The organism is Pseudomonas sp. FG36 (genome assembly GCF_057809275.1).
This window is the reverse complement of the sequence record NZ_JBMDJQ010000004.1, coordinates 14,703-41,666: the sequence shown is the minus strand read 5'-3', so window position 1 is coordinate 41,666 and position 26,964 is coordinate 14,703. Positions and strand designations below refer to the sequence as shown.

The 26,964-nt window shown below is 64.7% G+C and carries 24 protein-coding genes and 1 pseudogene; 8 read left to right on the top strand and 17 right to left on the bottom strand.

The annotated features are described in order from the left end of the window. Positions 1 to 14 precede the first annotated feature (14 nt). The 5 genes from ACODS9_RS05280 to trxA form a co-directional block, all read right to left on the bottom strand. Positions 15 to 665 (bottom strand): gamma-glutamylcyclotransferase, encoded by a 651-nt coding sequence (locus tag ACODS9_RS05280; protein WP_489093438.1) that lies wholly within the window; start codon positions 663 to 665, stop codon positions 15 to 17. A 351-nt stretch (positions 666 to 1,016) separates the two neighbouring features. Next, a complete protein-coding gene (locus tag ACODS9_RS05275) occupies positions 1,017 to 1,985 on the bottom strand; it encodes a CDP-6-deoxy-delta-3,4-glucoseen reductase (protein WP_102683474.1) in 969 nt (322 codons plus the stop codon). Continuing rightward, positions 1,985 to 3,451: a 4-hydroxy-3-polyprenylbenzoate decarboxylase gene (ubiD, locus tag ACODS9_RS05270; protein ID WP_186660587.1), complete on the bottom strand. Its 1,467-nt coding sequence runs from the start codon at positions 3,449 to 3,451 to the stop codon at positions 1,985 to 1,987. Before ubiD ends, ACODS9_RS05275 begins: the two co-directional genes overlap by 1 nt. Before the next feature lie 161 nt (positions 3,452 to 3,612). Continuing rightward, positions 3,613 to 4,872, bottom strand: a complete 1,260-nt coding sequence (gene rho, locus ACODS9_RS05265) for a transcription termination factor Rho (RefSeq protein ID WP_011536308.1) — start codon at positions 4,870 to 4,872, stop codon at positions 3,613 to 3,615. Between the two features lie 310 nt (positions 4,873 to 5,182). Beyond that, positions 5,183 to 5,512 (bottom strand): thioredoxin TrxA, encoded by a 330-nt coding sequence (trxA, locus tag ACODS9_RS05260; RefSeq protein ID WP_046857535.1) that lies wholly within the window; start codon positions 5,510 to 5,512, stop codon positions 5,183 to 5,185. A gap of 244 nt (positions 5,513 to 5,756) precedes the next feature. Between trxA and ppx the strand changes: the two genes are divergently transcribed. Further along, a complete protein-coding gene (gene ppx, locus ACODS9_RS05255; RefSeq protein WP_401107501.1) occupies positions 5,757 to 7,259 on the top strand; it encodes an exopolyphosphatase in 1,503 nt (500 codons plus the stop codon). Here ppx and ppk1 read toward each other — a convergent pair. Beyond that, complete coding sequence (gene ppk1 / locus ACODS9_RS05250) at positions 7,246 to 9,426, bottom strand: polyphosphate kinase 1 (RefSeq protein ID WP_376786904.1); 2,181 nt, start codon at positions 9,424 to 9,426, stop codon at positions 7,246 to 7,248. The genes ppx and ppk1 overlap by 14 nt on opposite strands. Before the next feature lie 79 nt (positions 9,427 to 9,505). Continuing rightward, positions 9,506 to 10,516, bottom strand: coding sequence for a porphobilinogen synthase (gene hemB, locus ACODS9_RS05245; RefSeq protein ID WP_023631873.1), 1,011 nt, complete (start codon positions 10,514 to 10,516; stop codon positions 9,506 to 9,508). Positions 10,517 to 10,724: 208 nt separating this feature from the next. Here hemB and ACODS9_RS05240 point away from each other — a divergent pair, with 208 nt between their 5' ends. Beyond that, complete coding sequence (locus ACODS9_RS05240; RefSeq protein ID WP_489093437.1) at positions 10,725 to 11,369, top strand: DedA family protein; 645 nt, start codon at positions 10,725 to 10,727, stop codon at positions 11,367 to 11,369. Between the two features lie 501 nt (positions 11,370 to 11,870). Here the strand turns inward: ACODS9_RS05240 and ACODS9_RS05235 are convergent. Beyond that, a pseudogene (locus ACODS9_RS05235) lies at positions 11,871 to 12,497 on the bottom strand (sterol desaturase family protein); the annotation flags it as partial. A 113-nt stretch (positions 12,498 to 12,610) separates the two neighbouring features. Between ACODS9_RS05235 and elbB the strand changes: the two are divergent. Beyond that, positions 12,611 to 13,276, top strand: coding sequence for an isoprenoid biosynthesis glyoxalase ElbB (gene elbB, locus ACODS9_RS05230; RefSeq protein ID WP_401107497.1), 666 nt, complete (start codon positions 12,611 to 12,613; stop codon positions 13,274 to 13,276). Positions 13,277 to 13,288: 12 nt separating this feature from the next. Here elbB and ACODS9_RS05225 read toward each other — a convergent pair whose 3' ends face one another. Beyond that, positions 13,289 to 13,741, bottom strand: a complete 453-nt coding sequence (locus ACODS9_RS05225; RefSeq protein WP_401107495.1) for a YaiI/YqxD family protein — start codon at positions 13,739 to 13,741, stop codon at positions 13,289 to 13,291. Between the two features lie 94 nt (positions 13,742 to 13,835). Then, positions 13,836 to 15,779, bottom strand: coding sequence for an FTR1 family protein (locus ACODS9_RS05220; protein WP_489093436.1), 1,944 nt, complete (start codon positions 15,777 to 15,779; stop codon positions 13,836 to 13,838). Between the two features lie 289 nt (positions 15,780 to 16,068). Between ACODS9_RS05220 and ACODS9_RS05215 the strand changes: the two genes are divergently transcribed. Genes ACODS9_RS05215 through ACODS9_RS05200 form a run of 4 tightly spaced genes read left to right on the top strand, consistent with a single transcriptional unit; the run spans position 16,069 to position 19,199 of the window. After that, complete coding sequence (locus tag ACODS9_RS05215) at positions 16,069 to 17,460, top strand: COG3014 family protein (RefSeq protein ID WP_046857542.1); 1,392 nt, start codon at positions 16,069 to 16,071, stop codon at positions 17,458 to 17,460. 14 nt (positions 17,461 to 17,474) lie between these two features. Continuing rightward, complete coding sequence (locus ACODS9_RS05210) at positions 17,475 to 17,843, top strand: YcfL family putative periplasmic lipoprotein (protein WP_038707145.1); 369 nt, start codon at positions 17,475 to 17,477, stop codon at positions 17,841 to 17,843. Between the two features lie 21 nt (positions 17,844 to 17,864). Continuing rightward, positions 17,865 to 18,452, top strand: a complete 588-nt coding sequence (gene lpoB, locus ACODS9_RS05205) for a penicillin-binding protein activator LpoB (protein WP_023632455.1) — start codon at positions 17,865 to 17,867, stop codon at positions 18,450 to 18,452. A gap of 3 nt (positions 18,453 to 18,455) precedes the next feature. Continuing rightward, on the top strand, positions 18,456 to 19,199 hold the full coding sequence (locus ACODS9_RS05200) for a hypothetical protein (protein ID WP_046857545.1): 744 nt from the start codon (positions 18,456 to 18,458) through the stop codon (positions 19,197 to 19,199). A gap of 147 nt (positions 19,200 to 19,346) precedes the next feature. On the opposite strand, the gene ACODS9_RS05195 is transcribed toward ACODS9_RS05200, so the two are convergent. From ACODS9_RS05195 to ACODS9_RS05170, 6 genes are all read right to left on the bottom strand, one after another. Continuing rightward, positions 19,347 to 20,765: an efflux transporter outer membrane subunit gene (locus tag ACODS9_RS05195; RefSeq protein WP_489093435.1), complete on the bottom strand. Its 1,419-nt coding sequence runs from the start codon at positions 20,763 to 20,765 to the stop codon at positions 19,347 to 19,349. Beyond that, positions 20,762 to 21,637 (bottom strand): efflux RND transporter periplasmic adaptor subunit, encoded by an 876-nt coding sequence (locus ACODS9_RS05190; protein ID WP_046857548.1) that lies wholly within the window; start codon positions 21,635 to 21,637, stop codon positions 20,762 to 20,764. The genes ACODS9_RS05195 and ACODS9_RS05190 overlap by 4 nt, the downstream gene beginning before the upstream one ends. Further along, complete coding sequence (locus ACODS9_RS05185; protein ID WP_011531590.1) at positions 21,634 to 21,846, bottom strand: DUF1656 domain-containing protein; 213 nt, start codon at positions 21,844 to 21,846, stop codon at positions 21,634 to 21,636. The genes ACODS9_RS05190 and ACODS9_RS05185 overlap by 4 nt, the downstream gene beginning before the upstream one ends. Next, complete coding sequence (locus tag ACODS9_RS05180; RefSeq protein ID WP_489093434.1) at positions 21,843 to 23,930, bottom strand: FUSC family protein; 2,088 nt, start codon at positions 23,928 to 23,930, stop codon at positions 21,843 to 21,845. The genes ACODS9_RS05185 and ACODS9_RS05180 overlap by 4 nt, the downstream gene beginning before the upstream one ends. Next, positions 23,927 to 24,364 (bottom strand): MarR family winged helix-turn-helix transcriptional regulator, encoded by a 438-nt coding sequence (locus ACODS9_RS05175; protein ID WP_023630816.1) that lies wholly within the window; start codon positions 24,362 to 24,364, stop codon positions 23,927 to 23,929. Before ACODS9_RS05175 ends, ACODS9_RS05180 begins: the two co-directional genes overlap by 4 nt. Positions 24,365 to 24,491: 127 nt before the next feature. After that, the gene (locus tag ACODS9_RS05170; RefSeq protein WP_401107478.1) at positions 24,492 to 25,304 is read right to left on the bottom strand and encodes a tetratricopeptide repeat protein; all 813 of its coding nucleotides are present in this window, start codon (positions 25,302 to 25,304) and stop codon (positions 24,492 to 24,494) included. Positions 25,305 to 25,510: 206 nt separating this feature from the next. Between ACODS9_RS05170 and ACODS9_RS05165 the strand changes: the two genes are divergently transcribed. Then, a complete protein-coding gene (locus ACODS9_RS05165; RefSeq protein ID WP_102684983.1) occupies positions 25,511 to 26,068 on the top strand; it encodes a WYL domain-containing protein in 558 nt (185 codons plus the stop codon). A 30-nt stretch (positions 26,069 to 26,098) separates the two neighbouring features. Here the strand turns inward: ACODS9_RS05165 and ACODS9_RS05160 are convergent, their stop codons facing one another. After that, positions 26,099 to 26,962 (bottom strand): ABC transporter permease, encoded by an 864-nt coding sequence (locus tag ACODS9_RS05160; RefSeq protein ID WP_046857552.1) that lies wholly within the window; start codon positions 26,960 to 26,962, stop codon positions 26,099 to 26,101. Between the last annotated feature and the right edge of the window lie 2 nt (positions 26,963 to 26,964).

The following is a 26,964-nucleotide window of genomic DNA, read 5'->3' as shown; positions in this document are numbered from 1 at the left end:
CCGATGCGCGGGGCTCACACCTCGCGCAGGTTGTGGCAACGCCTGAAGCGCGCTTCCAGGTTGCGATCGGGCATCTGGTGGCTGCGCAGGGCGTTGAGGGTCTGCTCCACATAATCGCGCGTGGTGCCGTAGCGCCCCTTGGCGCTGGCGAGGATCTGGCTGAGCAGGGTGTCCGGCAGGTTGCCCGCGTAGCACGGCAGGTGCCGCTCGAGCACGAAGCCCAGGGCCTGCACCTTGCTGCCATCGTCCAGGCGGCAGCTCAACCAATGCGGACGATAGGCCGGGAACGGCATCTCTCGCTGCCACAGCGCCATCAGCGAGTCGTACAGGTTGGTTTCGTCCAGACGGAAGGCGAAGCCGCTGCAGGAGCCGCCACGGTCCAGGCCGAACACCAGGCCCGGGCACTCCGGGGTGCCACGGTGTTCGTGGGACCACAGGTAGAGGCCGCGGTGATAACCATGCACCCGCGCCCGCTGGCGCTCGACCGAGTTGCATTCGGGGCGCCAGATTAGCGAACCATAGGCAAACAGCCAGACCGGGCCGCCCTCATGTTGCGACATCGTGTCCTGCATCGAGCGATGCAATTGTTCGGCGGTGAGTTGTTGGCCGAAGTCGAGCGACGGCGGATAGGAGATTTGCCAGGATGAACTTTCAAGTGTCGACATGAGCTGCCGCCATTATTTCCTGTGAACTACCAAAGTGCGAGTATTACAGTGCCTTTTCGGTCGTTGTCGCGGGGCAAGCCCGCTGCCACCAAGGCACATCAGGGTCGCGTGGGAGCGGCGATGCGGCGGCCCGACTTGCCCCGCGCCTTGCCTTGTGCCTAACGTAAGGCAAATCGCTCTTTGCACTCAACCCCGAAAACAGGATTTCATTAAAGCATCCGCTGAACGGAAACTAATAGTCCGAGTATAGCGAAACTTATTACCCGTACCGGTAACAATCTTCGCCATATAATCAACAGGAAAACACTTGGTTATTAAACCCGGCACGCCCTTGCAGCGTGCCGTGTTACTTCACCCGCGTGGCGCGTAGGCAAACACATCAGCCCGCATACGGTGGGCATCCATGCCGGCCTCGACCAATGCGTCGAGGGTGGCGTAGACCATGTTCGGCGAGCCACTGGCATAGACATGCACCTGGTTGAGGTCGCCGATGTCCTCGCATACCGCTTCGTGGAGCAGGCCACACCGCCCCTCCCAACCGCACAGATCGCTGACCACCTTGTGCAGGAACAGGTTCGGCAGACGTTCCCACTCGGCCCAGTGCTCGATCTGGTAGAAGTCTTCAGGCCGGCGTACACCCCAGTACAAGTGCACCGGGTGCTTGAAACCCTGCGCCCGGCAGTGCTCGATCAGGCTGTGCATCTGCCCCATGCCGGTACCGGCGGCGATCAGTACCAGCGGACCATCGGGCAATTCCGCCAGGTGAGCATCCCCAAATGGCAGTTCGATGCGGGCCAGGCCATTGCGCTGCAACTGTTGGATCAACTGCACGGCACTGCTTTCGCGGGCCAGCACATGCAGTTCCAGCTCACGCCCACCGTGGGGCGCCGAAGCGAGCGAAAAAGCCGCCTTGTCCATGCCCTCGCGCTCGATCATCAGGTATTGCCCGGCGTGGTAGCGGGGCGGCTTACCGGCCGGCGCGCGCAGGCGCACGCGCCAGACATCGCCACCGATCTCGACGCACTCGCTCACGGTACAGGCCAGCTTGCGCAGCGGCAGCTCGCCCAGGGCCAGCACACCATCCCACAGCAACACACAGTCCTCCAGCGGCTCGGCGATGCAGGTGAACAGCTCACCGTGATCGCGCACCTGGCCTTCCTGGCGAACACTGCCTTCCACCAGCAGCGCGGCACACACATGGCAGTTGCCGTTGCGGCAGCTGTTCGGGCAGTCATAGCCCAGTCGCCGTGCCGCATCCAGAATCCTTTCACCCGGTTCGACCGCCAGTACCGCCCCGGAAGGCTGCAAGGTTACCTGCATCAATCTATTCCCAACTGGTCCCACAACTCATCGATACGGCGGGTGACGGCCTCGTCCTTGACGATGACCCGGCCCCATTCGCGTGTAGTCTCGCCCGGCCATTTATGCGTGGCGTCCAGGCCCATCTTTGACCCCAGCCCCGACACCGGCGACGCGAAGTCGAGGTAGTCGATGGGGGTGTTGTCGATCATCACCGTATCACGCTTGGGGTCCATGCGCGTGGTGATGGCCCAGATCACATCGTTCCAGTCACGGGCGTTGATATCGTCGTCGGTGACGATAACGAACTTGGTGTACATGAACTGTCGCAGGAACGACCACACACCCAGCATCACACGCTTGGCATGGCCCGGGTACTGCTTCTTCATGGTCACCACCGCCATGCGGTACGAGCAGCCTTCCGGCGGCAGGTAGAAGTCGGTGATCTCGGGGAACTGCTTCTGCAGGATCGGCACGAACACTTCGTTCAGCGCCACGCCGAGAATCGCCGGCTCATCCGGCGGCCTGCCGGTGTAGGTGCTGTGGTAGATCGGCTTTTGCCGGTGGGTGATGCGCTCGACGGTGAACACCGGGAAGCTGTCCACTTCGTTGTAGTAGCCGGTGTGGTCGCCGTACGGGCCTTCCGGGGCCATCTCGCCGGGGTGGATCACGCCTTCGAGGATGATCTCGGCGGTGGCCGGTACCTGCAGGTCGTTGCCACGGCACTTGACCAGTTCGGTGCGGTTGCCACGCAACAGGCCAGCGAAGGCGTATTCGGAAAGCGTATCCGGGACCGGGGTCACGGCACCGAGGATGGTCGCCGGGTCCGCGCCCAACGCCACAGCTACCGGGAACGGCTGGCCAGGATGCTTCTCGCACCATTCGCGGTAGTCCAGCGCCCCGCCGCGGTGGCTCAGCCAGCGCATGATCACCTTGTTGCGGCCGATCACCTGCTGGCGATAGATGCCCAGGTTCTGGCGGTCCTTGTTCGGCCCGCGGGTCACGGTCAGGCCCCAGGTGATCAGCGGCGCAACATCGCCAGGCCAGCAGTGCTGGATCGGCAGCTGGCCGAGGTCAACGTCATCGCCTTCGACCACGATTTCCTGGCATACCGCGTCCTTGACCACCTTCGGCGCCATGGACACGACCTTCTTGAAGATCGGCAGCTTCGACCAGGCGTCCTTCAGGCCCTTCGGCGGCTCCGGCTCCTTGAGAAACGCCAGCAGCTTGCCGATTTCGCGCAGTTCTTCGGTCGACTCGGCGCCCATGCCCATGGCCACGCGCTCGGGGGTGCCGAACAGGTTGCCCAGCACCGGGATGTCGAAGCCAGTGGGCTTTTCGAAGAGCAAGGCCGGGCCCTTGGCGCGCAGCGTGCGGTCGCAGACTTCGGTCATTTCCAGAACTGGGGAGATGGGAACCTGGATGCGCTTGAGTTCACCGCGCTGTTCCAGGCCACGAATGAAGTCGCGCAGATCGCGATACTGCATGCAAGGGCCTCGTGTTGGGCGTATCGGTCGGGGTGCAGAGTGTAGCGCCGTTCACGCCTTGTTTGGGGGCAAAAAATGAAAAGGGGCCGCTTCGCGATCCCATCGCCGCTTTGCCGGCGATGGGCTGCAAAGCAGCCCCTTTCAGTACCTGGCCGGGAAGCTTACTTGCGCTTCATCGACAGGAAGAACTCATCGTTGGTCTTGGTCTGCTTGAGCTTGTCGACCAGGAACTCGATGGCGGCGATCTCGTCCATCGGGTGCAGCAGCTTGCGCAGGATCCACATGCGCTGCAGTTCGTCGTCGGCGGTCAGCAGCTCTTCGCGACGGGTACCGGACTTGTTGATGTTGATGGCCGGGAACACACGCTTCTCGGCGATGCGGCGGTCCAGGGGCAGCTCCATGTTGCCGGTACCCTTGAACTCTTCGTAGATCACTTCGTCCATCTTCGAGCCAGTCTCGACCAGCGCGGTGGCGATGATGGTCAGCGAACCGCCTTCCTCGATGTTACGGGCGGCACCGAAGAAGCGCTTCGGCTTCTCCAGGGCGTGGGCATCGACACCACCGGTCAGTACCTTGCCGGAGCTCGGGATCACGGTGTTGTAGGCACGCGCCAGACGGGTGATGGAGTCGAGCAGGATGACCACGTCTTTCTTGTGCTCGACCAGACGCTTGGCCTTCTCGATGACCATTTCGGCAACCTGCACGTGGCGGGTCGGCGGCTCGTCGAAGGTCGAGGCGACCACTTCGCCGCGCACGGTGCGCTGCATCTCGGTCACTTCTTCCGGGCGCTCGTCGATCAGCAGGACGATCAGGTGGCACTCGGGGTTGTTGCGGGTAATGTTGGCCGCGATGTTCTGCAGCATGATGGTCTTACCGGCTTTCGGCGGTGCGACGATCAGGCCACGCTGGCCTTTGCCGATCGGGGCGCACAGGTCGATGACGCGACCGGTGAGGTCTTCGGTGGAGCCGTTACCGGCTTCCATCTTCAGGCGCTTGTTCGGGAACAGCGGCGTCAGGTTTTCGAACAGGATCTTGTTCTTCGCGTTTTCCGGACGGTCGAAGTTGATGGTATCGACCTTCAGCAGCGCGAAGTAACGCTCGCCTTCCTTCGGTGGGCGGATCTTGCCGACGATGGTGTCGCCGGTGCGCAGGTTGAAGCGACGGATCTGGCTGGGCGAAACGTAGATGTCGTCAGGGCCGGCCAGGTAAGAGGCATCCGCCGAACGCAGGAAACCGAAACCATCCTGGAGAATCTCCAGCACGCCGTCACCCGAGATCTCTTCGCCGCTTTTCGCATGCTTTTTCAGCAGGGCGAAAATCACGTCCTGTTTGCGCGAACGGGCCATGTTTTCGATGCCCATCTGTTCGGCCATTTCCAAAAGATCGGTAATCGGCTTTTGCTTGAGTTCTGTCAGGTTCATAAGGGGAGTGACGTAATCATGTAAGGAAGGGAAAAATTAAGCAGTTGGCTTAATGAGGCCGCGCCGCTAGATGGCGACAGGATCGCGTACTGATTCGAATTAGGGATGCTTCGGCGACGGCGTGCAGAGGGCACTGGAGAAGCAGTGCGAGGCCGAATGTAACACTTGCTTTTTTCGACGTCTAGTGGTTTTGGCCAGTGTTTTACGGGGCTATCCGACTGGATGGTCGCAAGGCCGGGGCTCGCCAGCCCTCAGGAAAACCACCTACAACAGATAAAGAAAAGCCCCGCATTTGCGGGGCTTCTTCACATCACAGGCTGGCGTCGAGGAACGCTTTGAGCTGCGACTTGGACAACGCGCCGACCTTGGTGGCCTCGACGTTGCCGTTCTTGAACAGCATCAGCGTCGGGATGCCACGCACGCCGTGCTTGGCAGGGGTTTCCTGGTTTTCGTCGATGTTCAGCTTGGCGATGGTCACCTTGCCTTGATATTCCGAAGCGATGTCGTCCAGTACCGGCGCGATCATCTTGCATGGGCCGCACCATTCAGCCCAGTAGTCGACCAGCACCGCGCCTTCAGCCTTGAGTACGTCGGCTTCGAAGCTGGCGTCGGTGACATGTTTGATAAGATCGCTGCTCATGGATATCTCCAGGTCGTAAGCACAAAAAAACGTTGCCCATCATAGCCGCACCCAGGCGCGACAGGAAGCCACAGACGATTGAGTGTAACTATAGTTGTGCAAGACGCCACGAATCGAAACTGTCATATCACGGTCATAACATTGCTATGACATTGCCATGCATCAAGCCTTGCAGTGCCGCTCGTTGGCGTAGGACCACGATCGTGGCACGATTGCCGGGTTAACGACCGAGAACCTCCAGACCATGCCGCATACCACCGCGAAGAACCTGTCTCTGATCGCCGCCATCGACCTGGGCTCCAACAGCTTCCACATGGTCGTGGCCAAGGCCCATCACACGGAAATCCGCATCCTCGAAAGGCTTGGAGAAAAGGTTCAGCTCGCCGCCGGCATCGACGATGAGCGCAGGCTCAGCGAAGAAGCCATGCAGCGCGGCCTGGAATGCCTCAAGCGCTTCGCCCAGCTGATCAACGGCATGCCCCAGGGCGCGGTGCGCATCGTCGGCACCAACGCCTTGCGCGAAGCACGCAACCGCAACGAATTCATCCTGCGCGCCGAAGCCATCCTCGGCCACCCGGTCGAGGTCATTTCCGGCCGTGAAGAGGCGCGCCTGATCTACCTGGGCGTGTCCCACACCCTGGCCGACACCCCGGGCAAGCGCCTGGTCGCCGACATCGGCGGCGGCAGCACCGAGTTCATCATCGGCCAGCGTTTCGAGCCGCTGCTGCGCGAAAGCCTGCAAATGGGCTGCGTCAGCTTCACCCAGCGTTATTTCCGCGACGGCAAGATCACCCCGGCGCGCTACGCACAGGCCTACACCGCCGCGCGCCTGGAGCTGATGAGCATCGAGAACGCCCTGCACCGCCTGACCTGGGACGAGGCCATCGGCTCCTCCGGGACCATCCGCGCCATCGGCGCCGCCATCAAGTCCGGCGGCCTGGGCAATGGCGAGGTCAACGCCGAGGGCTTGGCCTGGGTCAAGCGCAAGCTGTTCAAGCTGGGCGAGACCGACAAGATCGACTTCGAAGGGGTCAAGCCCGATCGCCGGACCATTTTCCCCGCTGGCCTGGCCATCCTCGAGGCGATCTTCGATGCGCTGGAGCTGCAGCGCATGGAGCATTGCGATGGCGCGCTACGCGAAGGGGTGCTGTTCGACCTGCTGGGCCGCCATCATCACGAAGACGTGCGCGAGCGCACCCTGAACTCGCTGATGGAGCGCTACCACGTCGATCAAGGCCAGGCCGCACGCGTGGAGCGCAAGGCACTGCACGCCTTCGACCAGGTGGCCAAGGCATGGGACCTCGAGGACGGAAACTGGCGCGATCTTCTTGGCTGGGCGGCGAAAGTGCACGAAGTGGGCCTGGACATCGCCCATTACCACTACCACAAGCACGGCGCTTACCTGATCGAGCACTCCGACCTGTCCGGCTTCTCCCGCGAGGACCAGCAGATGATGGCCCTTCTGGTGCGCGGCCATCGCCGCAACATTCCCAAGGACAAGTTCGCCGAGTTCGGCGACGAGGGCATCAAGCTGATCCGACTGTGCGTGCTGTTGCGCTTCGCCATTCTCTTCCACCATATCCGTGGCAACCAGCAGATGCCGAAAGTGGTACTGCAGGCTGGCGACGACAGCCTCGAAGTGGTCTTCCCTGGAACCTGGCTGGAAGAAAACCAGCTGACCCAGGCCGACTTCGCCAACGAGGCGGAGTGGCTGGCCCGGGTCGGCTTCGTCCTCAGCGTACGTTGAGGACCGGGTTGCTCAGGCGCTCCAGCAGGGTCGCCTGGGCACTGCGCGGGTTCTGGTTGCCGGTCGGGGTGCTGCGCACGTAGCGCCCGTCCGGTTGCAGGGTCCAGGCCTGGGTGTTGTCGGTCAGGTATCCCTCCAACTCCTTCTTGACCCGCAGCAACAGCTTCTTGCCTTCCACCGGGAAGCAGGTCTCGACACGCTTGTCGAGGTTACGCTCCATCCAGTCGGCACTGGACAGGTAGATCTGCTCCTCGCCGCCATTGAGGAAGTAGAACACCCGGGTGTGCTCGAGGAAGCGGCCGATGATCGAGCGCACATGGATGTTGTGCGAAACGCCCGGGATGCCCGGCCGCAGGCAGCACATTCCACGCACCACCAGGTCGATGCGCACGCCCGACTGGCTGGCCTTGTACAGCGCCTTGATGATCTTGGCGTCGGTCAGCGAGTTGAACTTGGCGATGATGTGCGCAGGCTTGCCCTCCAGGGCGAACTGGGTCTCCCGGGCGATCATGTCGAGCATGCCCTTTTTCAGGGTGAAGGGCGCGTGCAGCAGCTTCTTCATGCGCAGGGTCTTGCCCATGCCGATCAGCTGGCTGAACAGTTTGCCGACGTCCTCGGTGAGGGCGTCGTCGGAGGTCAGCAGGCTGTAGTCGGTGTACAGGCGGGCGTTGCCGGCGTGGTAGTTGCCGGTGCCCAGGTGCGCGTAACGGACGATCTCGCCCTGCTCGCGGCGCAGGATCAGCATCATCTTGGCGTGGGTCTTGAAACCGACCACCCCGTAGATCACCACCGCGCCGGCGGCCTGCAGGCGGCTGGCCATCTGCAGGTTGGACTCTTCGTCGAAGCGTGCGCGCAATTCGATCACTGCCGTGACCTCCTTGCCGTTACGCGCCGCGTCCACCAGGGCGTCGACGATCTCCGAGTTGGCACCCGAGCGATAGAGCGTCTGGCGCACGGCAAGCACGTGCGGGTCCTTGGCGGCCTGACGCAGCAGGTCGATCACCGGAGTGAACGATTCGAATGGGTGCATCAGCAGGATGTCCTGCTTGCCGATCACACTGAAGATGTTGTCGGCGTTCACCAACAGCTTGGGGATCGCCGGGGTGAACGGCGTGTACTGCAGCTCCGGGTGGCTGTCGAGCCCGGTGATGCTGAACAGGCGAGTCAGGTTGACCGGACCGTTGACCTGGTACAGCTCGCTCTCGCTCAGGCTGAACTGCTTGAGCAGATAGTCGGAGAGGTGTTTCGGGCAGGTATCGGCTACCTCGAGGCGCACGGCATCGCCGTAGCGGCGCGAGAACAACTCGCCGCGCAGTGCACGGGCCAGGTCGTCGACCTCTTCCGAGTCCAGCGCCAGGTCGGCGTTACGGGTCAGGCGGAACTGGTAGCAGCCCTTGACCTTCATGCCCTGGAACAGGTCATCGGCATGGGCATGGATCATCGACGACAGGAACACATAGTTGTCGCCAGGCCCGCCGACGTCTTCCGGCACCCGGATTACCCGCGGCAGCAGGCGCGGCGCCGGGATGATCGCCAGGCCCGAATCGCGGCCGAAGGCGTCGACACCCTCGAGCTCGACGATGAAGTTCAGGCTCTTGTTCACCAGCAGCGGGAACGGGTGGGTCGGGTCGAGGCCGATCGGGGTGATAATCGGCGCGATCTCGTCGCGGAAGAAGCGCCGTACCCAGGTCTTGAGCTTGGGTGTCCAGTAACGGCGACGGATGAAGCGAATGGCGTGCTTTTCCAGCTCCGGCAGCAGCACGTCGTTGAGGATCGCGTACTGGCGATCCACTTCGAGGTGCACCAGCTCGCTGATCCGAGCCAGCGCCTGGTGCGGCTGCAGGCCGTCGGCGCCGGCCTGTTCGCGGGCGAAGTTGATCTGCTTCTTCAGGCCCGCCACACGGATTTCGAAGAACTCATCCAGGTTGCTGGAGAAGATCAACAGGAACTTCAGGCGCTCGAGCAGCGGGTACGACTCGTCCAGCGCCTGCTCCAGCACGCGGATATTGAACTGCAGCTGCGAAAGCTCGCGATGAATGTACAGGCTGCTGTCGTCCAGGCTCGGCACGGCGATCGCCGGGGCCGGCGCAGGCGCAGGGGCCGGGGCGGCTTCAGCGACAGGTTCCGGCTGCGCTACCGCCGGCAGGTCGGGCGGGGTCTGCACCATTTCTTCGGGCACGGCCTGGGCATCCTTGATCGCGACAGGGTTGAGCACTTCGTTATTCATCTGACGTTCCTGGAGAGCGTTACTGCCCTCTCATCATTTGAGCGGCACGCACGGCGAAATAGGTCAGGATGCCATCGGCGCCTGCCCGTTTGAATGCGGTGAGGGATTCTAGGATCACGGCTTCGCTGAGCCAGCCGTTCTGGATCGCGGCCATGTGCATGGCGTACTCGCCACTGACCTGATAGACGAAGGTCGGCACCTTGAACTCGGTTTTCACCCGGTGAACGATGTCCAGGTACGGCATGCCCGGCTTGACCATGACCATGTCGGCGCCTTCGGCAAGGTCGGTGGCCACTTCGTGCAGGGCCTCGTCGCTGTTGGCCGGGTCCATCTGGTAGGAGGCCTTGTTGGCCTTGCCCAGGTTCAGCGCCGAGCCGACCGCATCACGGAACGGGCCGTAGTAGGCACTGGCGTACTTGGCCGAGTAGGCCATGATGCGCACGTTGACGTGGCCGGCCACTTCGAGGGCTTCGCGGATCGCGCCGAGACGGCCGTCCATCATGTCCGACGGGGCGACCACCTGGGCGCCGGCCTCGGCATGGGACAGCGCCTGGCGCACCAGGGCGTCGACGGTGATGTCGTTCTGCACGTAGCCTTCCTCGTCGAGGATGCCGTCTTGCCCGTGGGTGGTGAACGGGTCAAGGGCCACGTCGGTGATCACCCCCAGCTCCGGGAAGCGGGCACGCAGGGCGCGGGTGGCGCGCTGGGCGATGCCATCCGGGTTCCAGGCTTCGGCGCCGTCGAGGGATTTCTTTTCGGTCGGGGTCACCGGGAACAGCGCCAGCGCCGGAATGCCCAGCTCTACCCAGCCCTGCGCGGCTTCCAGCAGCAGGTCGATCGACAGGCGCTCGACGCCCGGCATGGACGGCACTTCTTCGCGGCGGCCTTCGCCGTCCAGTACGAATACCGGAAGAATCAGGTCATCGACGGTCAGGGTGTTTTCGCGAACCAGGCGACGGGAGAATTCGTCCCGACGGTTGCGACGCAGACGGGTGGCAGGAAACAGACGATTGGCGGGGGTAAAGCTCACGGCAGACTCCTGAGCCCGCGCAGGCGGGCGAGCGCGACAGTTATAAGCGGCCATTATGACGCCTGTGTGACACCCGAGGGCAACCCTGCGACTTGTGGCCGCAGTCATTGTCCTTGTAGGAATTGTTCACGTCGAGACACATTTGGACACTTTCCCGATCGCGCCCGAAGGGGTAGGCTGCGCGTTCATTTCGCCAGCACGCCAGAAAATGCTTCAACAATTCCTGAACGATTTCGGCTACTTTGCCCTTTTTCTCGGCACGTTCTTCGAAGGCGAGACCATCCTCGTGCTCGCAGGGTTTCTTGCGTTTCGCGAATACATGGATATCAAGCTGGTGGTCCTGGTGGCCTTCTGTGGCAGTTATGCCGGTGACCAGTTGTGGTATTTCATGGGTCGCCGCCACGGGCGCAAGATCCTCGCCCGCAAGCCTCGCTGGCAAGCCATGGGCGACCGCGCGCTGGAGCATATCCGCCGCCATCCGGACATCTGGGTGCTGAGCTTCCGCTTCGTCTACGGCCTGCGCACGGTGATGCCGGTGGCCATCGGCCTGTCCGGCTACCCGCCACGCCGCTACCTGCTGCTCAACGGCATCGGCGCCGCAGTCTGGGCCCTGGCCCTGGGCCTGGCCGCCTATCACTTCGGCGCCATTCTCGAAGGCATGCTGGGCAGCATCAAGAAATACGAGCTATGGGTGCTCGGTGGCCTGCTGGTGCTGGGCCTCGCGCTCTGGCTGCGCCGGCGCTTTCGCAACAGCCGCGCCGAGCGTCGCGCGGCGGCAGAGGGCCAGGCCGCCGAGGCTGAGCAGGCTGTACCCCAGGAGCAGCAGCCAGAACAGGGGCGTGACCGGCACTAAGCCCAGCGCGCCGGCCAGGTACAGCGCTGGCGCATTCGACAGCAGACGCGCCAGCTCCAGGCGCGCTGCCCAGGGTCGATCCTCGAGCACCACGCCCAGCACGAACAGCCCGAACGCCATTACCGTCCAGCCCAATGCCAGGGCCGCGGGCGTCACCTGTTCCGCCACGTCCATCAGATAACTGCCCAACGCCACGTATACCGCGAACTGCGCCGTGACGTACAACTGCTGAGCAGCGCCCAGCGGGATCGCGAACTTGCGAAACGCGGCGAGGTCCTGCTTGGCCTGTGGATAAGCGGTGGCCACGTCCGCCGGTCGCCAGCCTGTGGGCATGAACCAGATACGCAGCTTGTCCCACCAACGGGCCGTTCGCCGGGCGTCGTCCCACAGCTGGGCGTAGAACTGCACGTTGGCCCACAGCGGGTTCCAGCTCGCCAAGGGCGTGGTCACGCCGAAAATCACCGGCTCGCGCTCGTCCTCTTCCTGGAAGGTGCCGAACAACCGGTCCCAGATTATGAACACGCCGCCGTAGTTGCGATCCAAGTACAGAGGATTCTGCGCATGGTGGACGCGATGGTTGGACGGCGTGATGAAAATCCACTCGAGCCAGCCCAGCTTGGGCACATGGCGAGTGTGTACCCAGAACTGGTAGAGCAGGTTCAGCGAGGCCACGGTGATGAACACCAGGGGCGGCACGCCCAGCAACGCCAGCGGCAGGTAGAAGATCCAGGAAAACAGAAAACCGCTGCTGGTCTGGCGCAAGGCGGTGGTGAGGTTGTACTCCTCGCTCTGGTGATGCACCGAGTGCGCGGCCCACAACACGTTGCGCTCGTGACCCAGGCGGTGCAGCCAGTAATAGCAGAGGTCGTAGAGCACGAAGGCGACCACCCACACCCACCAGGCATCCGCCGGCAGCCGCAGCCAGGCCAGGTGCTCCCAGGCCACGGCATAGGTGATCAGCCCCCCCCCTTTGGTCAGCAGCCCGGTGCTGGTGGACAGCGCACCGGTGCTCAGGCTGTTGATCGAGTCGGCAAGCTGGTAGTTGCGGCGCCCGCGCACGCGGTCGGCGATCAGCTCCACCGCGATCAGCACGAAGAAGAACGGCACGGCCAGCAGAATCAGGTCCATGAACGGCCACCTCCAAGGTTGTCCACGAAGATTAGGCCTGCACTGGGGCAAATCCCATGGCTACATCTGCCAAACTAGAGGACATTTAGCGCCTCGACACTGGAGTATTGAGCATGACAAAAAAAGTTGCGGTGATTCTGTCCGGTTGCGGCGTGTACGACGGTGCCGAAATCCATGAGAGCGTGATCACCCTGCTGCGCCTGGACCAGCGCGGCGCCCAGGTGCAGTGCTTCGCGCCGAACATCGCGCAGATGCATGTGATCGACCACCTGACCGGGGAAGAGATGCCCGAATCGCGCAATGTGCTGGTGGAGTCGGCGCGCATCGCCCGTGGCGAGGTGAAGGACATTCGCGAAGCCAAGGTCGAGGACTTCGACGCCCTGATCGTGCCGGGAGGCTTCGGCGCGGCGAAGAACCTGTCGAACTTTGCCGTCGAAGGCGCCAACTGCACCGTGCAACCAGACGTGCTGGCGCTGGCCGAGGCCTTTGCCGATGCCTGCAAGCCGGTCGGGCTGATCTGCATCTCGCCGGCCCTGGCGGCGAAGATCTATGGGCCGGGCGTGGTCTGCACCATCGGCACTGACGCCGGCACCAGCGCGGCGGTGGTGAAGATGGGCGGCACCCATGAAGAGTGCGATGTGCACGATATCGTCGAAGATACCCAGCGCAAGCTGGTGACTACCCCGGCGTACATGCTGGCCAAGTCGATCAGCGAGGCGGCGGGTGGCATCTACAAGCTGGTGGACCGGGTGCTGGAGCTGACCCACGAAAACGACTGATTCCTACGGCCCCTAGCGTTTGGAAAGCCGTCCAAGAATCCGGTCCAGGGCATTGGCGAACGACTGCTTCTCGCGTTCGCCATAAGGTGCCTGCCCGCCGCCCACCTGCCCCTGCTCGCGCAGTTCGGTGAACAGGTTGCGCACCGCCAGGCGCTCGCCCATGTTGCGCTCGTCGAACTCGCGGCCACGCGGGTCCAGCGCGGCCACGCCTTTCTTGATCAGGCGGTCGGCCAGCGGCACGTCGCTGCAGATCACCAGCTCGCCGGGCTCGGCGTTGTCCACCAGGTAGTCGTCGGCCGCGTCCATGCCGCTGGGCACCACGATAAGCCGCACGCAGGCGAAAGCCGGCTTGATCTGCGGCTGGCCGGCCACCATCACCACCTCCAGCTTGCGCTTGAGGGCGAACTTGACGATCAGGTCCTTGGCCGCCTTGGGGCAGGCGTCGGCATCGATCCATACACGCATGGGATTAATCCTGTACTCCGGGCGGACATTATGCCAGCCCTAGCCTCATTGCGGGGCGGGGTGGCGGCACCCCACCCCTTCCCCCTGCACAGACTCAGCTGGCCGCCGCCCGGCGCTTCTCGGCCAAGCGGCTTCGCCCATAGAGGAACACGATAGCCAGCAACGCCACCGCCTGCGCGCTCAGTGAGTAGAGATCGGCGTGGATCCCCAGCCAGTCGAACTCGAAGAACGCCACCGGCCGCGTACCCAGCACGCCGGCCTCCTGCAGCGCCTTGACGCCGTGCCCGGCGAACACCACCGACAGCGCACAGAGCAAAGCCGCGTTGATGCTGAAGAACAGCGACAGCGGCAGCTTGGCCGAGCCGCGCAGGATCACCCAGGCCAGGCCCACCAGCAGCACCAGCGCCGTGGCACCGCCTGCCAGAACCGCCTGATGGCCAGCCGGGCCGGCCTGCAGCCACAGGGTCTCGTAGAACAGGATCACCTCGAACAGCTCGCGGTACACCGAGAAGAACGCCAGCACGGCAAAGCCGAAGCGCCCGCCGCCACTGACCAGGCTGCTCTTGATGTAGTCCTGCCAGGCGGCGGCGTGGCGGCGGTCGTGCATCCACACGCCGAGCCACAGCACCATCACCGCGGCGAACAAGGCCGTGCAGCCTTCGAGCAGCTCACGCTGCGCGCCACCGACGTCGATCACGTAGGCCGCCAGGGCCCAGGTGGCGAAGCCGGCGACCAGCGCCAGGGCCCAGCCGACGTTGACGCTGCGCACCGCCGACTGCTGGCCGGTGTTGCGCAGGAAAGCGAGGATCGCCGCCAGCACCAGGATCGCCTCCAGGCCCTCGCGCAGCAGGATCAGCAGGCCGGAGATGTAGCTCAACGACCAGCTAAGGCCATCGCTGCCCAGCAGCTTCGAGGCCTGTTCGAGCTTGACCTTGGCTTCGGCCAGACGCTGTTCGGCCTGGGCCACCGGCAGGCCGTCCTGCAGCGACTGACGGTAGGCCATCAGCGACTTCTCGGTGTCCTTGCGGGCCTGGGTGTCGATGTTGTCGAGCGAGCTTTCCACCAGCTCGAAGCCTTCCAGGTAAGCCGCCACCGACAAGTCGTAGGCCTGGTCGTGGTCGCCGGCGCGGTAAGCCGCCAGGCTCTTGTCCAGGGTGCTGGAGGTGTACTCGAGCAGTTGCGCCGGGCCACGCTTGACCTGCGGCGGTTGCGCCCGCTGGGCGCGGAACGCGGCCACGGCGTTCACGCCTTCATTGGCGGCAACTTCGGCCGGGGTTTGCCGGGCCAGGTCGGCGAGGTTCCAGGTCTTGTCACTCTTTGCCGCCTGCGGATCGGCGGTGAAGCTGGCGATGTAGGCCGCCACGTCCCAGCGCTGGCGCTCGTCGAGCTGGTCGGCGAACGAGGGCATCTCGGTGCCCTCGATGCCCAGCCCGAGGGTGTTGTACAGGTCGAACAGGCTGAGCTGGTCGAGGCGCGCGGCATCGCGCAGGTTGGCTGGCGCAGGCTCCAGGCCGACACCGGCCGGGCCATCGCCCAGCCCGGTATCGCCGTGGCAGATCGAGCAATTCTGGGCATACAGCGATGCGCCGCGGGCCGGGTCCGGGGTGATCACCGGTGCCTGGCTGACCTCGTAGGCCACGGCCAGGCGTGCACCCAGCTGGCGGGCCTGGCGGGCAACGCCGGCACCATCCTGACGCTGGTCGATGGCCTGGCGCAGGCTCTGGACACCCTGCTCCAGCGCCCCGCGCTCGGCATGCTCGGGCAGCCCCTTGACCAGCTCGGCCAGCACCCCGCTGAACTCCTGTTGCTCGCGGTATTCCCCGTCGTCCACCACCTTGCCGTCGCGCACGGTCGGTGGGTAGTCGGCACCGATGTAATCCAGCAGATGCAACGCCTTGGTCGCCTCGGCGGGTGCTTCGGCCAGCGTCGGGGTGCTGCACAGCGCCAGCACCGGGCCAAGCAACAGGGCAGGCAGCCAGGCAAGCAGACGGGAACGGGAAATCATGGCCAATCTCGACGGAAATACGAAAGAGAACATTGTTCACTTCCACTCTCCCCCGCTCAAGGCTCACCGGCAGATTTCATGAAAAATCTTGCGACAAATTGACCGATCAACAGCCTGGAAAGCGCTTTTCCGCCTGATGGCACGCCTGCAGAAAATGCGAAGCAATTCGCCATCACGCGGCTACTACTTTGGGTATAATCCCGCGCCGCCGTAATAGCCATTAGCAATCAAGGCGCCTCCATCGAGAGGTTCTGGCGATAAAACAGAGGGATCTGCCGCCCCCGCCCACGCGGCCAACCGTTTCAGGGAAAGAAGAAGTCCGATGGTATCCCGCGCCCTCACCCTGGCGACCCTGGTCGCCGCCGTGCAGCTTACCGGCTGCTCGGTGTTCCGCAGCTACGACAGCGAACTGCAGGAGACCAACAAGCAGTTGGCCGCCGGCAATGTCGACGCCGCCCTCGCCCTGCTGGAAAGCAACAATAAGGGCGACAAGAAAGACCTGCTCTACTACTTCGAAAAAGGCGAGCTGCTGCGCTCCAAGGGCGACCTCAAGGGCAGCCAGGACGCCTGGCGCTCGGCCGACAGCGTGGTGTTCCAGTGGGAAGAGTCGGTCAAACTCGACACCGACAAGTACCTGAGCCAGTTCGGCAGCTACCTGGTCAACGACAAGGTGCGCCGCTACGAAGGCTACGACTACGAAAAAGTCATGCTGACCACGCAGATGGCCTTGAACCTGCTGGCGCAGAACGACTTCGACGGCGCCCGCACCGAGATCAAGAAGACCCACGAGCGCGAGGCAATCATCGCCGAGCTGCGCGACAAGGAATACCTCAAGCGCGAGGAAGAGGCCGAGAAGGAAGGCATCAAGACCGAATACAAGGACCTGCAGGGTTACCCGGTCGCCAGCCTCGACGCCCCTGAGGTGGTCGGCCTGAAGAACAGCTACCAGAGTGCCTTCAGCCATTACCTGTCCGGCTATGTCTACGAGGCCCTCGGCGAGAAGGGCCTGGCCGCGCCGGGCTACCGCAAGGCCGCCGAGCTGCGCCCGAATACCCCGCTGCTGGACCAGGCGCTGCTGGAGCTGGACAAGAACAGCGCCAAGGCGGGTGAAAGCGACGTGTTGATCGTGGTACAGACCGGCCTGGCCCCGGCGCGTGATTCGATCCGCATCCCGCTGCCACTGCCGATCCAGGACAACCTGGTGATCACTCCGCTGTCGTTCCCGATCATCAGGGAAGACACTTCGACCGCGCACCTGAGCGAGATCCAGCTCAACGACAAGGCCCTGGCCCTGACCGCGCTCAACAGCACCACCGCCATGTCACGCCGCGCCCTGCGCGACGACATGCCGGGCATCATCCTGCGCACCAGCGTGCGCGCCATCAGCCGCGGCGTGGCGCAGAAGAACCTGAACCAGACCAACCCGATGGCCGGGCTGGTGGTGGGCATTGCCTCCACCGTGCTGGAAGGTGCCGATACCCGCACCTGGCGCACCCTGCCCGACGAAACCCAGGTGGCCCGCGTACGCCTCAAGCAGGGCGAACACCACCTGAGCCTGCCGTCGAGCCTCGGCGGCACCCAGGTCACGGTGAAAGTCGATCGCCCCTACCAGGTGGTCAGCCTGCGCGTGGTCGGCAACCGCGTGTTCGCTGGCGGCCCGTCCGTCGAAGTCGCCCCGCAGGCCGCAGCCACCGCTGTCGCCAGCCTCAAGTAACCCAAGGATCGAACATGCGCAAAACATGCCTCGCCCTGGCCGCCGTCGCCCTCCTGGCCGGCTGCGCCACCCCGCCCCCTGCCCCAGGCAGCGCCGCCAGCAAGGTGGTGACCATGGGCCAGCTGGATGACATCGAGATCGGCCAGATGCGCGTCGCCCGCGAAAACGGCTATCTCACCGTCAACGTGGCGCTGACCAACAGCAGCCGCAGCAACCAGACCCTGTTCTACCGCTTCGCCTGGCTGGGCAGCGATGGTTTCCCGGTGGCCGATGAAGAGAGCTGGAAGGCCCTGCCGCTGTACGGCAAGCAGGCCAAGTTCCTGCCCGCCATCGCACCGACCCCCGCAGCCCGTGACTTCCGCCTCGAAGTCCACACCCGGTAACCCCTTTCAGGAGCACATTCGATGTTTGCACGCCTTTCCCTCGCCGCCCTCGCCATCGCCCTGGTCAGCGGCTGCAGCACCCCTTCGCCGGTTCTCGGCGGCAAGAACATCAGCTACGGCGACAGCAAGGCCGTCGAACTGGTGACCAACGAGTTCGGCTCCACCGACCTGCAGATGATCGCCGAGAGCATGACCCGCTCGCTGGCCCAGTCCGGCGTGCTGCATGGCCGCCCGGTGGTGCAGGTGTACGACGTGAAGAACAAGACCAGCGAGTACATCGATACCCGCGAGATCACCACCTCGATCAAGACCCAGCTGATGAAGTCCGGCGCCGCCCGCTTCGCCAGCGACAACACCGACATGCAGAGCCAGGTCGACCAGCTCAAGCTGCAGAACCAGAGCGGCCTGTACAAGAAGAAGACCGTGGCCAAGACCGGCAACATGATCGCCGCCAAGTACCGCCTGGAAGGCTCGATCAGCTCGATCGTCAAGCGCAGCAGCGACTACAAGGACGTGTTCTACAAGTTCAGCCTGCAGCTGATCGACGTGGAAAGCGGCCTGGCCGAGTGGATGGACGAAAAAGAAATCCGCAAGACCACGGAGCGCTGATCGATGCGTGCATGGATGGCAATAATCGGCCTGGCCTGCGCCTTCGGCGCGCAGGCGGCCCCCAAGGTGGCGGTGACCGACCTGGCCTACCAGGCGCAGGTGGAGGAATACATCCACACCATCAACGCCCAGAGCAGCGGCCAGGCCGGCATGTACCACGCCAGCGGCCAGTCGAGCTACAGCGAGTACGAGAGCCTCAACAGCTACATCGAGCAGACCGAGCTGCGCAAGTTCGGTGGCGACATCAAGGGTGAGATCCTCAAGACCGGCATGTTCCAGCTGGTCCAGGGCCGCCCCTACACCGCCGACTCGAAGGAAGACGTGTACGACGTGATCCGCCGCATCAAGAACGGCGCGTTCAAGGGCGCCGACTACGTGCTGTTCGGCACCCTGTCGGACATCGACTTCCAGCAGGACATCAACTCGCTGGACCACACCGACAGCTACTCGGCGGTGCTGGGCCTGACCGTGGTCGCCGACTTCAGCCTGATCAACACCCGCACCTACGAGATCACCTCGGCGTTCACCGCCATGGGTGAAGGGCAGGACACCAAGCTGGTGAAAAGCCAGGACCGCCGCGTGACGTTGAACCGTCCGCGGGTGGTGCGGGATGTATCGAAGGCACTGGGCGAGGATGTGGCGCAGCAGTTGGCCGAGCAGTTGGGCGGCTCGGTGCCCGGGCAGGCGAAGCAGCCGCGTGGGCGGGACAACCTGCCGCCGGATGAGCCGGCGCGGGTGCTGAACTAAGCCTCTCCCCCAAGGAAAATTGGGGCTTCATAGGGGTTCGTGGGAGCGGCGATGCGGCGACCCGACTTGCCCCGCGATGGATGGCACCGGCTTCGCCGGTATCGCGGGGCAAGTCGGGTCGACGCATCGCCGCTCCCTCGCTCTTCCTCAGGGTCTGGCACTGCTTTTCCAGCCGCCACCCAAGGCCAGGAACACGCCAATCTGCCCCATCGCCACCTGACTGTTGGCTGCTGCCAACTGTGCCCGTACATCAGTGTAGGTCCGCGTCGCCTGCAGGTCCGCCAGGAACGACTCACGCCCCACCTGATAACGCAGATGCGTCTGGTCCGCCGACTCCTTGGCGGAGCGCTCCGCCTCGGCCAGCGCGTCGCGCCGATCCAGCAGCGCGCTGTATTGCGCCAGGCGGGTCTGGGTTTCGCGAATGGCATTCAGTACTACCCCATCGAAATGCGCCAGCGCCGCCTGGGTCGAGGCCTCGGCCATGCGGATGCGCGCACGGGTGCCGTTGGTGGGGATGTTCCAACTGACCTGCGGGCCGAAGCCCCAGCGGTTGGTGGCCGGCTCACCGAGGTTGTCGAGGATACCGATGGTGCCTACCTGGGCGCCGATGCTGATATCCGGGTACAGCGCGCCGGTGGCCACACCGATGGTGGCAGTGGCTGCCGCCAGCTGGCGCTCGGCCTGGCGCACATCCGGGCGGCGCTTGAGCAGAGCGGCGCCATCGCCGACCGGAACCAGTTGCGACAGCTGTGGCAGCTCGGCGCAATCGGCGGTGCCGGCAGGCAATTGCTCGACAGGCTTGGCCAGCAACGCGGCCAGCGTGTAGAGGCCCGCCTCGCGCTCGGCCTTGAAGCGCGGCAGCTCGGCGCGCAAGGACTTGAACTGGGTCTGCGACCGGGTGACCTGGCTCTCGTCGCCACGCCCGGCGTCGCGCAGACGCTGGGTCAGTTGCACGCTCTGCTGCTGCAGGCCAAGCGACTCGCGGGCGATGTGGTACTCCTCGTTCGCCGAGCACACCTGGGTGTACGCCTTGACCACATCGGCCACCAGGGTGATGCGCGCGGTGTCGGCGGCGGCTTGCACGGCATCGGCATTGGCCTTGGCGGCCTCGGTGCCGCGCTTGAAGGTGCCCCACAGGTCGAACTGGTAGCTGGCGCTGATGATCGCCTCGCCAATGTTGGCCACCGGCACTTTCTCCGGCAGCAGGAACGCTTCGCCGGACTCCTGCAGGCGCTGGGCGCCCAGCTTGACGCCACCATTGAAGCCACCCTGCGACTCGGCCACCTCCACCTGGGCGCGGGCCTTGGCGATGTTGGCAGCAGCCACGCGCAGCTCGGTGTTGGCGCCGAGCGCCTCGCGCACCAGCTGGTTGAGCCTTTGATCCTGATACAGCTGCCACCAGTCCTCGGGCACCGGCGCCGAGACCACGCTGTCGGCGTCCTGGCGCAGCGGGCCGTTGAGGTCGCCGCGCTGCACGGCGGCCTCCTTGGGCAGCTCGTAGTCCGGGCCGACCATCATGCAGGCGCCGAGGGACAGGCACAGCCCCGCCAGGATCAGCTGTTTCATGGGCGTTGACCCTCGACGATCGACACCGTGGCGGTGCGCCCGGCGATCATGCGAAAGTCTGCCGGCACTTCGTCGAAGGTGATGCGTACCGGGATCCGCTGGGCCAGACGCACCCAACTGAACGCCGGGTTGACGTTGGGCAGCAGGTTGGCGCCGCTGCTGCGGTCGCGGTCCTCGATACCGGCGGAGAGACTCTGCACTCGGCCGCGCAGGTGGGTGGGGTCGCCCATCACACGGATATCCACGGCGTCGCCGATATGGATCCCGCCCAGCTTGGTTTCCTCGAAGTAGCCATCGACGTGGTACGAGGCGCTGTCGACCACCGACAACACCGGGCGCCCGGCGCTGACGAACTCATGAGCGCGCGGGGCGCGGTCGTTGAGGTAGCCATCCACCGGGCTGCGCACCACCGAGCGGTCGAGGTTGAGCTGGGCGACATCCACCTGCACCTGGGCCTCGCTCACCGCCGAACGGGCGCGGGCCTCGCGGGACTGGCTCTCTTCAAGCTGCTCGGCCGCAACCAGGTTGCCCAGCTTGCGGTTGCGCTGGGCCTCGCGGGAGGCCTGGGCCAGGGTTTCCTGGCGTTCGGCCAGGGTTGCCTTGGCCTGGCGCAGGGCCAGGGTGAAACGGTCCTGGTCGATGGTGAACAGCACGTCACCGCGTTTGATGGTCTGGTTGTCGCGCACCTCGACCTGCTGGATCAGCCCGGAAACATCCGGGGCGATCTGGATCACGTCAGCGCGGATATGACCGTCGCGGGTCCAGGGGGCGAACATGTAGTACACCACCATCTGCCACACGAGCACGGCGGCGAAGGTCACTACCAGCAAGGTCAGGACCACGCGGCCCAAGGTCAGCAAAGGTTTTTTCATGGCAGCATCAGGCTTCGGCAAAAGTGGTCCACCGCGCCAAGCAGCACGGCATACAGGGCAACGTTGAACAGCGCCCGGTGCCAGACCAGGCGGTAGAAATGCAGGCGCACCAGTACTGCGTGCACGCCCAGGTACAACAGGTAGGTGCCAAACATCATCACCAGCAGCGTGGGCAGGAACACCCCGCTGATATCCAGTTCACCGATCACAGGGGTGCTCCGTCGAGGCCCGGGGGCAGTTGCGTTTGTTCGGCGGGCTCGAGCATCACCTCGACACCTGGCAGCAGCGCCAGGCGCAAACCGGCCAGGGCGTGCAGCAGGTGGGTACGGGCATCGCCGCGCTCGTAAAGCTCATCGAGGTTCAGCGCCAGGCGCGCGCGCTCCATGTTGCGCAGCAGTGCCGCCGGAGCATGCAGGCGCTCGCTGGCGCGCAGGCAGGCGGCGTAGTGCGCGCCGACTTCCTCGATCACCGTCTGCAAGCGCTCGCGAGCCTGGGCACCGGCGCGCGGCATGTACGCCAGCAGGTCGAGCAGGTTCAGGCCCACGCGCAGGTCGCGCAGCGCCACGCCGCTGTCCTGGCCGGTCTGCGACAGGCGTGGCAGGTGCTGCATCAGGCGGTCGAGCATCTGCACGCCGACCTGGCGGTGCTCGGCCAGGGTGGCCGGCGCAGTCATCTCGACGATGTCGCGCCAGGCGAAGCGGGTCATGCGCTTGGCCGCCAGCTCCACGCCGAACGGGCGTACCACCAGGGTCCAGATGAAGGCGAACAGCAGCCCCACGGGGCCGGCCAGGTTGGAATTGAGGAAAGTGAAGAAGTCGGCGTCGTAGGCGCCCTGGATGCTGATGAAGGTCGAGGTGTTGACGATGGTCAGCAAGGTGCCGAGATAGAAGCGCGGCTGCACCGTCAGAGTGCCGACGCAGATGAACGGCACGGCGAAGGCCAGCACCAGCATGGCGAAGTCGTGCAGGTTGGGCAGCACCAGGAACAGGTACAGGCTGGAGAAGATCACCGACATCAGCGTCCAGAAGAAGAACCGGTAGATCTGCGGCGCCGGGTCGTCCATGGCGGCGAAGAAACTGCACGACACGGCGGCGAGGATCACCGCGCTGGCGCCGTCGTTCCAGCCCAGGCCGATCCACAGGCCGCAGGCGACGACGATGGCGGTGACCGTGGAAAACACCGAGTAGAGCATCAGGCCGCGGTCGAAAAACGGTGTCAGCCGGCCCAGGCGCCAGTGACGATAGACCGCGCGCCAGGGCGTGGCGTCGTCCTTGCGCAGGGCGTGCTGCAGGCTGCAGCAGTCCTGCCAGAGGTCGGCCCATTCGGTCAGGCGATAGAGGGCGTTGGACAGCAGGAGCTCGGCGCGCTGGTCAAGGGCGGCGGCGCCCGGCTGCAGGCGGTCGATCTGCTCGTGCAGGGAGGTCCAGCGTGCCACCGAGGCGCTGTCGGCGGTGCCTTCGAGCCATTCACGGGCGCTGTCCAGCACCGGTTGCAGCAAGGCGAACTGCGCCGGGGCGCGACCCTCTAGGGCGATCAGGGCATCGTCGAGCGCGTCGATCACCGGCAGCAGATGGATCATCCGCCCGCGCAATTCGCGGGCGTTCTTCAAGGTATGCGGGCCGGCGCCTTCATGGCCAAGCTGGCCGATCATCAGCTCCAGCGAGTTGAAGGTGGTGACCATCGCGCCACGCATGCCGCCAACCTTGTCGGCGCCGGCTTCGCGGGCCAGGTAGGTGTCGCAGTAGCGGATCGCCTCGCCGAACCAGCTGCCGGTGGCGCCGACCACCACGGGCGCCAGCCGGCGCGGCCAGAATACCGCGCCAACCACCGCCGCACAGACGATCCCCAGGCAGATTTCCTGGGCCCGGGACGAGGCCACGTCGAACACTGCCAGCGGGTTGTCGACCACCGCCAGGGCGATCATCGGCAGAGTGTAGCCGGCCAGCATCAGCACGTAGTTGTTGGCCGTGCGCAGGTTCAGCGAGAGGAACAGCAACGTGCCGGTCCACAGGGCGATGGCGATGCTCAGCAGCAGCGGCGATTGCACCAGCGGCGGCACCAGCAGGATCGCCCCACCAGCGCCCAGCAAGGTGCCCAGGGCGCGGTACAGCGCCTTGGAGGTAGTCGGGCCGAGGAATGGACTGGAGACGATATAGACCGTGGCCATGGCCCAGTACGGGCGTGGCAGCTGCATCAGCAGGGCGATATACAGGGCAATCATCGACGCGGCGAAGGTGCGCACGCCGTAGAACCAGTCGCGGGCCGGCGGGACCGAGCTGAAGAAGCCACTCATGGCTGCAGGCCTGCCTGTTCGAAGGCATGGATGACCCGCAAGGTGGCCTCCAGGTCGGCCTGGTCGATGCCTCCAAGCACTTCACGACGCAGGCGCACCAGCTCGCCTTCGATGGACTCGGCCAGGGCGCGGCCCTCGACGGTCAGGCTCAGCGCCTTGGCACGACGGTCCAGCGGGTCCTCGCTGCGGCACACCAGGCCAGCCTTGCACAACTGGTCGAGCAGGCGCACCAGCGACGGGCTTTCCAACCCGGCCGCCTGGGCCACCGCCACCTGATGCACGCCATCGCCCAGGCGCACGATCATCAGCAAGGGGACGGCGCAGGCTTCGGAAATGCCATAGCCGGTCAGGGCGCCCTGGCACAGGCGGCGCCAGTGCCGGGCAGCCACAACCATGCCGCTGCTGATTTTCAGGTGCAGTGCGTCGAGGGACATGTGAGAACCGAGGATATTCATAGTTTGCTAACTATCAATATACGCCCTGCCCTCCCCCTGTCGTCAACCGCAGGTGACGGAGGGAAAAGATGAAAGGTTGTTCATGATCCCGGCAGGCGCGCTGCGCTCAAGGCTGGATCTGGTCTTCCAGCTTCATGGTCAGTGCCAGCGTGCTGCCCAGTTGGATCGCCTGGTCGCGCCAGCCCAGGTAGCGCGCCGCGTCGCGGCTGCTGAAATGCACTGCCAGCTCCTCGGCGGCCTGCATCACCCCAGTTGCCGCCGCCAACTCCAGCCAGTACAGACCGGCCTTGATATCGGCCTCGACGTACAGGCCGTGCAGCAATCGGTACCCCACCTCGAAGCGGCAGCGCTTCTCGCCACGCTCGGCGCCACGCAGAAACCATTGGTAAGCCTCGAGCGGATCGACCTGCCACACCTGGTCACCCTCGCACACCTCTTCCTCGTACAGATCGCCCAGCGCCGCGGCGGCATGCACCATGCCCCGCTCGAAAGCATGGCGGTAGTATTCGGCCGCATTGACGTACGAAACATCAACGCCCTTGCCGAAGTAGTGCTGCTGGCCGAGGTTGAACCAGGCGGCAGCGTTGCCCTGCAACGCCGCCATGCGCAACAGGTGCCCCGCCAGCACCGTGTCGCCGCGCCAGTATTTGCCATTGAGCCAGATCCAGCCCAGGTCGTTGAGCGCAGCGACATTGCCCAGCAGGGCCTGGCGGCAGAGGTCGTGGTAGACCGCCTGCAGGTCGACTGCCTCGTCCAGGCGGTCGATCAGGCCAAAGCGCTCGCCGCTCAGGGCCTGTTGGGCAGGCATGCCGACCCCGGCGAACAGCCGGTGGCGCTGTCCGGGGCGGGCCGGCGCCGGGACGATCCGCTCGGGTAGAAGCCGGGCAAGCAGCGAATGGATATTGCTGGCGGCAGACATGTTCATCCTCATTGAACGACCCACAGCTCCAACCTCCACTGTGGTGAGGCGTGATTCTGCGCGATGCCACGACAAAACCTGTCGCGAACGAATTGATCCCAGGCAACCAATTGCATCTTCCTTGATCTGAGCAGGCTGTGGCCAATTGCCATGCCCTGCCCGTGCCGCCATCCTATGCCGGCAAGCCTAGACAAGGACGTTTCCTTTTGCCGTTCGCCACCACTCGCGCCACCCTCAGCCGCCAATGGGCATTGCTGCGCCAGTTGCCCAGCCGCTCCCCCGGGATCACCAGTGCCGAACTGGTGTGGCGCCTGCGTGACGTGGGCTTCAACGTCAGCAAGCGCACGGTCGAGCGCGACCTCAATGAGCTGTCGCTGATCTTTCCGCTGGAGCGCAACGACAAGAGCATCCCGTTCGGCTGGCACTGGTCGGCCAACGCCGGCGGCGAGTTGCGCGGGAACTTCGACCTGCAGGGGTATCTGCGCGGCGATACGTTGCAGCCTGGCCAAGGGGAAGGCATCGAACTGCAGGCGTGGATCAGCGACTTGCTGGCCCGCCGTCTGCGCGAGACGCCGCTGACCGCGGACATGCAGTTGACCGCGCTGGATCAGGGACACCGATTGCGGGCAACCGTGGCGGATGGCTGGCCCTTGCGCTGGTGGTTGCTGAGCCAGGGGGATGGGCTGGTGGTGGAAGCGCCGCAGGCATTGCGCGAGGAGATTGCGCGGACATTGGCCAGCGCAGCGGCGCAATACCTGGAATGACTGGCTTGCCCCGCGATCGGGCGCGGATATCTAGCGCTGCATCCCCCAGCGCCGCACGGTCAGCCGTTCGAGGGTGTTGAACACCAGCCCCTCCACCAACAGGCCGATCAGGATCACCACCGCGAGCCCGGCGAACACCTTGTCGGTATACAGCTCGTTGCGGTTCTGGAAGATGTACCAGCCAAGCCCACCCTTGCCGCTGCTGGCGCCGAACACCAGCTCGGCGGCGATCAGGGTGCGCCAGGCGAAGGCCCAGCCGATCTTCAGCCCCGACAGGATCGACGGCAACGCCGCTGGTACCAGGATGTGCAGCACCAGGCGCAGGCCACGCAGCCCGTAGTTGCGCCCGGCCATGCGCAGGGTTTCGGACACGCCGAGAAAGCCTGCGTAGGTGTTCAGCGCCAAGGCCCACAGCACCGAATGCACCAGCACGAAGATCAGGCTGTTGTCGCCCAGGCCGAACCAGAGCAAGGCCAGCGGCAGCAGGGCTATGGCCGGCAGCGGGTTGAACATCGAGGTCAGCGTGCCCAGCAGGTCGCGCCCCAGCTGCGTCGAGACGGCCAGGCTGGTCAGGCCGAATGCCAGGACGATGCCCAGCACATAGCCCTTGAGCAGCACCACCAGCGAAACGCCGACCTTGGCTGGCAGCTCGCCGCTGAGCAGCCCGTCCCACAATGCGCTGGAGGTTTGCAGGAAGCCCGGCAGCAGCAGGTCGTTGCCGGTATAGCGAGCCACCGCCTCCCAGGCCACCGCGAGCAGCATCAGGATCGCGGCCTTGCGCAGCCAACCCTGTTGCCACAAGCGTTGCATCAGCGGCAGCTCACGCTCCAGCGGCACACCCGGGAGGGGTTGCAGCGGCACTTCGTATTCCTGGCGTACAGGTGTCGTGGTCATGT